This is a genomic window from Vibrio sp. 1288 (assembly GCF_033344475.1).
On the sequence record NZ_JAWPOX010000428.1, the window covers coordinates 1 to 749 of the forward strand.

Sequence of the window (749 nt, forward strand, 5' to 3'; positions counted from 1 at the left end):
GTGTGGTAGAGACTGTTCCAATAACCACAAATGCCAACGCCAAGAGAAGCATCCATGTATAGGTTTCACTGATGGTTTTTCGCATCCAGTTTTTAATAAAAATCTGATCGAGAAAAAACAGTAAACAAAAGCCCAGCAGAGCTTTTCGTTCTTGAGATAACACGAGTAGCGCAAATGCAACTAGCATCAAAAAAGGGAACAGGCGAATTTTGTCGCGATACAAATAGAGTAGCGAGCACAACACTCCAAATCCGTATTTACTGACCCCGAGTAATTTAAATCCGCTTTGATAGCCTTGGGCGAAGTGCCATGCTGCGACTAGAGCACAGATGATAAAAAGTAGGTAGGTGAAATAGACCATCACTCGCTCATCATCAAATGCTCCGTAAGCGTAAAGTAAGCTCAGTAGACAAAGAATGGCTAGCCACTGAACGGTTTCGATCAATAGTGGGGCCAAAGGCACTCTGTTCAACAAACCATTGATAAATACATATCCAGTAAACAGCACCAAGAATCCGATACATGGATGCAACAGTTGCTTTGCTCTTCCTTCTAAAATGATCAAGGCGATTAAGCCAACAGAAAGCAAACTTGCGATATCGGAAGGCGCAAGTGCCACGCCACCTAAAGCGAATTTCACTGGGACAAAAAACAATGCCAGAGTAATAGCTGCAAGGAGTGGAACGGTATTACTTATCGGTACAGAGCTGTTGGTAGATTCCATAATAGCCCTCTCGAAATTTGTCGAT

At 42.9% G+C, this 749-nt stretch carries 1 pseudogene; it reads right to left on the minus strand.

The window, feature by feature from the left end:
- Positions 1-724, minus strand: a pseudogene (locus tag R8O11_RS27195) (ligase); the annotation flags it as partial.
- Positions 725-749 lie beyond the last annotated feature (25 nt).